This is a genomic window from Acetobacter sp. DmW_125128 (assembly GCF_008704325.1).
Taxonomy (GTDB): Bacteria; Pseudomonadota; Alphaproteobacteria; order Acetobacterales; family Acetobacteraceae; genus Acetobacter; species Acetobacter oryzifermentans.
Window position 1 is genome coordinate 1 of sequence record NZ_VHOP01000050.1, and the last position, 4291, is coordinate 4291.

The window sequence follows — 4291 nt, forward strand, 5'->3', positions numbered from 1 at the left end:
TTAACTCTGCCTTTTTTCCGGTTAACTCTGCCTTTTTTCCGGTGTAATCCACAACTCTGCCTTTGACCAATGATGGCAGAAATTGCATAATCTGCCGAATCATCCACACGGCAGAAATACCGGTATGTCGGCAGAATTAAAAACTAAAACCCGTAGAAAACTGGGGTCGAAGACAGCAGAAAAGGCCGTGACCAGCTATGATACCGCTGATCTTGACCGTCCTGCTGGTGAGCGATGGATCACCATGAGCAATGCGCTTACTCGGGCCGGTCATGGTCTCTCACTGTCTGAAAAGCGGATTGTGGCTATGGCCGCTGCGACGCTCGACAGCCGGAAGGCGCTAAAACCCGGTGAAGCACCGACAACCCGCATCAGCGCCGCCGATTATGCCGAGACATACGGCGTCGATCTGGATACGGCCTACGACCAGCTACAGGCCGCTGCGAAGGCACTCTACAACCGTTCGATCACCTTCTACGTTCCTGCCTACAGACGAAACGGCAAGCCACTTCCGCCAACACAAGTGCAGATGCGATGGGTCGGCGAAGCGCACTATCACAAGGGTGAAGGGTGGATCGAACTCTTCTGGTGGCACAAAGTCCTTCCCTACCTCACCGGCCTAAAGAAGAACTTCACCAGCTATCAGCTTCAACAGACCTCGGCTCTCCGCTCGATCTATTCATGGAAGCTGCTCGAACTCATGACCCAGTACGCTTCAACCGGCTGGATGGAGTTCACCATTGAGGATTTCGGCGCGTCTATGGACGCGACCGACAAGCAAAAAGCCGATTTTGCCGCCATCCGTCGAAAAATCATCGAACCAGCGGTGAGAGAACTGACTGAGAAAGACGGCTGGCTGATCGAATGGAAACCTATCAAAAAAGGCCGAAAGGTCGCCAAACTGCGCTTTGACTTCAAACGCAACCCGCAACCACGATTGCTCTGACCACCCGGACGCCCTTACGGGCGGCCTACGGCGCTCCCGCGCTGCGCTCGCTCCGGGTCTGCTCTGCTTTTTGCCGAAAAGTCTGCTTGCTCATGAAGCAAAGAGATTTTAGCGGCTAAAACTACCGTTTTCCGGTAGTATCTGAACTTGATTAAACGAAAGGAGCCGCATGATGAGCGAAGCACTCTCCCCCATCGTCTCCGAGTTCGAGACGGTCGAACAGGAAGCGGCCTATACCGCATGGCTTCAGGCCAAGGTTGCCGCCAGTCTGGCTGATCCGCGCCCGCCAATCCCGCACGATGAGATTGAGCGGCGCATGGCCGAACGGTTGGCCAAGCTGCGCAAACGCAAGGCTGCCTGATGCTGCCTATCGTCTGGACCGAAACCGCTGACGAAGACCTTGCAGGCATCACGGAATACATTGGCGAAAACAATATCGGCGCAGCGGAGCGGATGTGGCATCGGCTCCGTTCCTGCGTTCTGCCCTTATCGGCTCACCCCTACCTCTATCCGATCAGTGAGCGGGTTCCCGGTCTGCGCGAAATCGTCGCCCACCCGAATTACATCATCCTGTATCGGGTGACAGCAACCAGCGTTGAAATCATCAATGTGGTTCACGCCCGCCGCCAGTTCCCCAGTTAAATCCTCACATTCCGAACGATGGGCTGTCGTCCCAATCGTCCTCGAAATCGTCTCCCGGATCAGATGTACCGGAAGACGGGGGAGGCGGTTCAACCTTCTGCTTACGCTCCACAACCTGACTTTTCTGCCGCTGCGCCTCTTGTTCGAGGCGCTCCTTCCGTATGGCTTCGGCCTCTCGGTGGAGTCTCAAATCTTCCATCTGCCGGGCTTTGGCGCGTGCAGCGCGTTCTTCTGCAAGTTTGTCGTCACACTCCCGTTTGATGCCATCCAGTGCGAGAGAGCGATAACGCCAGCGATCATCTAATTTTGGGCTGTTCACCTCTGCCAGAAACCACTCCTTGAAGAGCTTTTTCGCAAGCTCCAAAGTAGCCCTAAGACCGGACAAAATACCGGAAGACCGCCGAATATTGGTTCGTGCCTGTTCCGCCTGTTCTTTCTTTTCCCGGATCTCTGGCGGGGGACGCAGGCGAGCAAAAAAGCCAACCCCTGCCGACCATTCTGCAATCGTCGCCTCGCACTCATCGCGCCAGTTTTCTGCGTAGGACAGGTCACGCTCTTCCTCGGAAATCCGCGCCTCCACCTCACGGATTTCCTTGGTTTTCTGCGCATATTCAAGGGTATCCTTCACGATCCCTCTGCGCACTCTGGCCTCACCCCCTGCCAGTTCTTCAGCCGCATGTTTGCGCAAGCCATCCAAGCGGTAAGGCTCACGAGCCGTGAGATACAAATTCCGTTCGGCAATGACAGCGGCTTTCTCTCGCTGCCGCTGCTTGCGCTCCGCCTGTAGGTCGATGATTTGCGCCGTCAGGGCTGCTTTCCGCTCGTTATCCTGCTCTATAGCCCTGTTGAGGTTGCCACCCTCTGTCCGCCGTCCACGACGCTCTAGGGCGGTCACAGAAGGCCCCAGATGGACTGTCGGCGTCCGGTCGATCCCACGAGCCTTCAGACTGCGCCGGTCGATCCGTGCGGCCTCTCCTGCGGCTTCTAGGGCTGCATTGGCCTGCGTTTCCCATAGCGCCCGGACTTCCTCGACCAGAACCGCCCCTTTCTCGATGCCCTGCTTGCGCAACTGGGCGTCTGACTGCTCGGGCTGCGCCTTGTCTCCGAACACCAGAGCACCCGAAGCATCACGGCTGACTTGCCTGGTCGTAGTCAGAACATGGGCATGGTGGTTCCGCTCATCGCCTTCTCGCCCAGGGCGATGAATGGCGAAATCGACGGCCACCCCGAAACGCTCGGCAAGGGACCGGCTGAACTGCTCTGTGAGTTCGAGCCGCTGCGCGTCGGTCAGCTCGGCGGGAAGGGCAAGTACCCACTCACGGGCGGTGCGCGCATCCTTTCGCTTCTCGGCGGCTTCGGCTCCATTCCACAGGGTATTGCGTTCATAGCCCTGTCCGTCGGGTGTGATGATTCCGGTTGCTACAACACCACGCCGCCGCGTGTAATCGTGAGCATTGCCGGTCCGATCATCAACCAGAGACGCGCCGGACCGATACGCAGCGGCGGCGACAGCAGATCGCCCATCCTTCCGCGATATTGGTTTGGTTTCGGCGCGATACAGGGCCACGGTTCGGCTCCAAGGTGGGGTTAAGGGGAGGAACGTCCCTACGCAGGAATTGATTTATCAATTCGTAACTGCGCACTTCGTGATAAGGTTGCATACCTTGATGGGACGGATTTTGCAAAAATGGCTAAAACACTCGATCAGAAAATCGCCGATGCCGAAGCACGATTGGCTCGCCTACGTTTGGAAACAAGGAAGCAGGACACAGGCCGAAAGATCGTGCTTGGTGGTATCCTGCTTTCTGCTGCTGAACATGATCCCGCCATCCGGTCATGGCTTCTCAAACAAGTTGACGGTGACAAGCTGCGCAAAGTCGATGCTGAACGTCTCGCGCCGCTGATCGCCAAGTGGCGGAAAATGACATGACCCCCATCGAGCGTGCCCGCGCACTGCGTCGGGACTATGACGATCTGACGCGACATGCACAGGAATCCGGTCACTATTCCGCCCCACCGGCGGAGATGGTGGCCAGCCCGTCCCTACCCTCAGTCGATCACTGGCAGATCGTCCGGTTTCCGAACGTCGGACCAGTTCTGGCCGGATGGGTGCGGTCTCATCCAGTCCTCGGCCCATCTGACTGCTGGTTCATCTCAACACCGCTGGAACGCATCGACCCGGCCGGAAAATGGGCATGGTCGAAGAACCACCTGTTCCGGCTTCTCCGACCGGCTAACCCGCTCAAAGAGGCCGAACGGCTGGCTGGGACGCTCAACGGTCCTCGTGAAACCACGTTCACCCCCGTAGAGCGTCCCAAAGACTGGGATGAGGCAGAACCCTACGACCAGTCAGGGCTTGCGGCCTTCTAGGTGAGGCTCTGCCGGTTTCGCTTCCGCCTTACTTCATGCCTCTTGAGCAATTCCCCTCTCGCTCGGTTCTCCTGACCTTTCAGGTCCGGAGCGAGCGCAGAGCGGGAGCGCCGTAGGCCGCCGAAGGCGTCCGGACGAGTAACTTACCCACAAGCAACTGCGTTTTTTCTTGTTTTTATCTTGTTTTTAGTGCGATTTTCTCTTTGTTTTCATGTAGTTACACGCACTTAATCTGCCTTTTTTCCGGTTAACTCTGCCTTTTTTCCGGTTAACTCTGCCTTTTTTCCGGTGTAATCCACAACTCTGCCTTTGACCAATGATGGCAGAAATTGC

At 56.9% G+C, this 4291-nt stretch carries 6 protein-coding genes; 5 read left to right on the top strand and 1 reads right to left on the bottom strand.

Translation table 11 applies throughout. The features are described 5' to 3' along the window. Positions 1 to 124: 124 nt before the first annotated feature. From FKW19_RS13425 to FKW19_RS13435, 3 genes are all read left to right on the top strand, one after another. Positions 125 to 946 carry a replication initiation protein gene (locus tag FKW19_RS13425; protein WP_197051008.1) on the top strand — a complete coding sequence of 274 codons (822 nt, stop codon included), beginning with the start codon at positions 125 to 127 and terminating at the stop codon, positions 944 to 946. A 169-nt stretch (positions 947 to 1115) separates the two neighbouring features. Next, entirely contained in the window at positions 1116 to 1307 is a 192-nt protein-coding gene (locus tag FKW19_RS13430) for a hypothetical protein (RefSeq protein ID WP_006115715.1), read from the top strand. Next, a complete protein-coding gene (locus FKW19_RS13435) occupies positions 1307 to 1588 on the top strand; it encodes a type II toxin-antitoxin system RelE/ParE family toxin (protein WP_006115717.1) in 282 nt (93 codons plus the stop codon). Before FKW19_RS13430 ends, FKW19_RS13435 begins: the two co-directional genes overlap by 1 nt. A 4-nt stretch (positions 1589 to 1592) precedes the next feature. On the opposite strand, the gene mobQ is transcribed toward FKW19_RS13435, so the two are convergent. Then, positions 1593 to 3155 (bottom strand): MobQ family relaxase, encoded by a 1563-nt coding sequence (gene mobQ, locus FKW19_RS13440; RefSeq protein WP_006115719.1) that lies wholly within the window; start codon positions 3153 to 3155, stop codon positions 1593 to 1595. 120 nt (positions 3156 to 3275) lie between these two features. Here mobQ and FKW19_RS13445 point away from each other — a divergent pair, with 120 nt between their 5' ends. Beyond that, positions 3276 to 3518 (top strand): hypothetical protein, encoded by a 243-nt coding sequence (locus FKW19_RS13445; RefSeq protein WP_006115720.1) that lies wholly within the window; start codon positions 3276 to 3278, stop codon positions 3516 to 3518. Beyond that, positions 3515 to 3958: a hypothetical protein gene (locus tag FKW19_RS13450; RefSeq protein WP_035378276.1), complete on the top strand. Its 444-nt coding sequence runs from the start codon at positions 3515 to 3517 to the stop codon at positions 3956 to 3958. Before FKW19_RS13445 ends, FKW19_RS13450 begins: the two co-directional genes overlap by 4 nt. The last annotated feature ends 333 nt before the right edge of the window (positions 3959 to 4291 follow it).

Excerpts from the sequence above, each read along its gene's own strand:
- FKW19_RS13425 (WP_197051008.1), top strand. The coding sequence starts at position 125 with ATGTCGGCAGAATTAAAAACTAAAACCCGTAGAAAACTGGGGTCGAAG.
- FKW19_RS13430 (WP_006115715.1), top strand. The coding sequence starts at position 1,116 with ATGATGAGCGAAGCACTCTCCCCCATCGTCTCCGAGTTCGAGACGGTC.
- FKW19_RS13435 (WP_006115717.1), top strand. The coding sequence starts at position 1,307 with ATGCTGCCTATCGTCTGGACCGAAACCGCTGACGAAGACCTTGCAGGC.
- FKW19_RS13445 (WP_006115720.1), top strand. The coding sequence starts at position 3,276 with ATGGCTAAAACACTCGATCAGAAAATCGCCGATGCCGAAGCACGATTG.
- FKW19_RS13450 (WP_035378276.1), top strand. The coding sequence starts at position 3,515 with ATGACCCCCATCGAGCGTGCCCGCGCACTGCGTCGGGACTATGACGAT.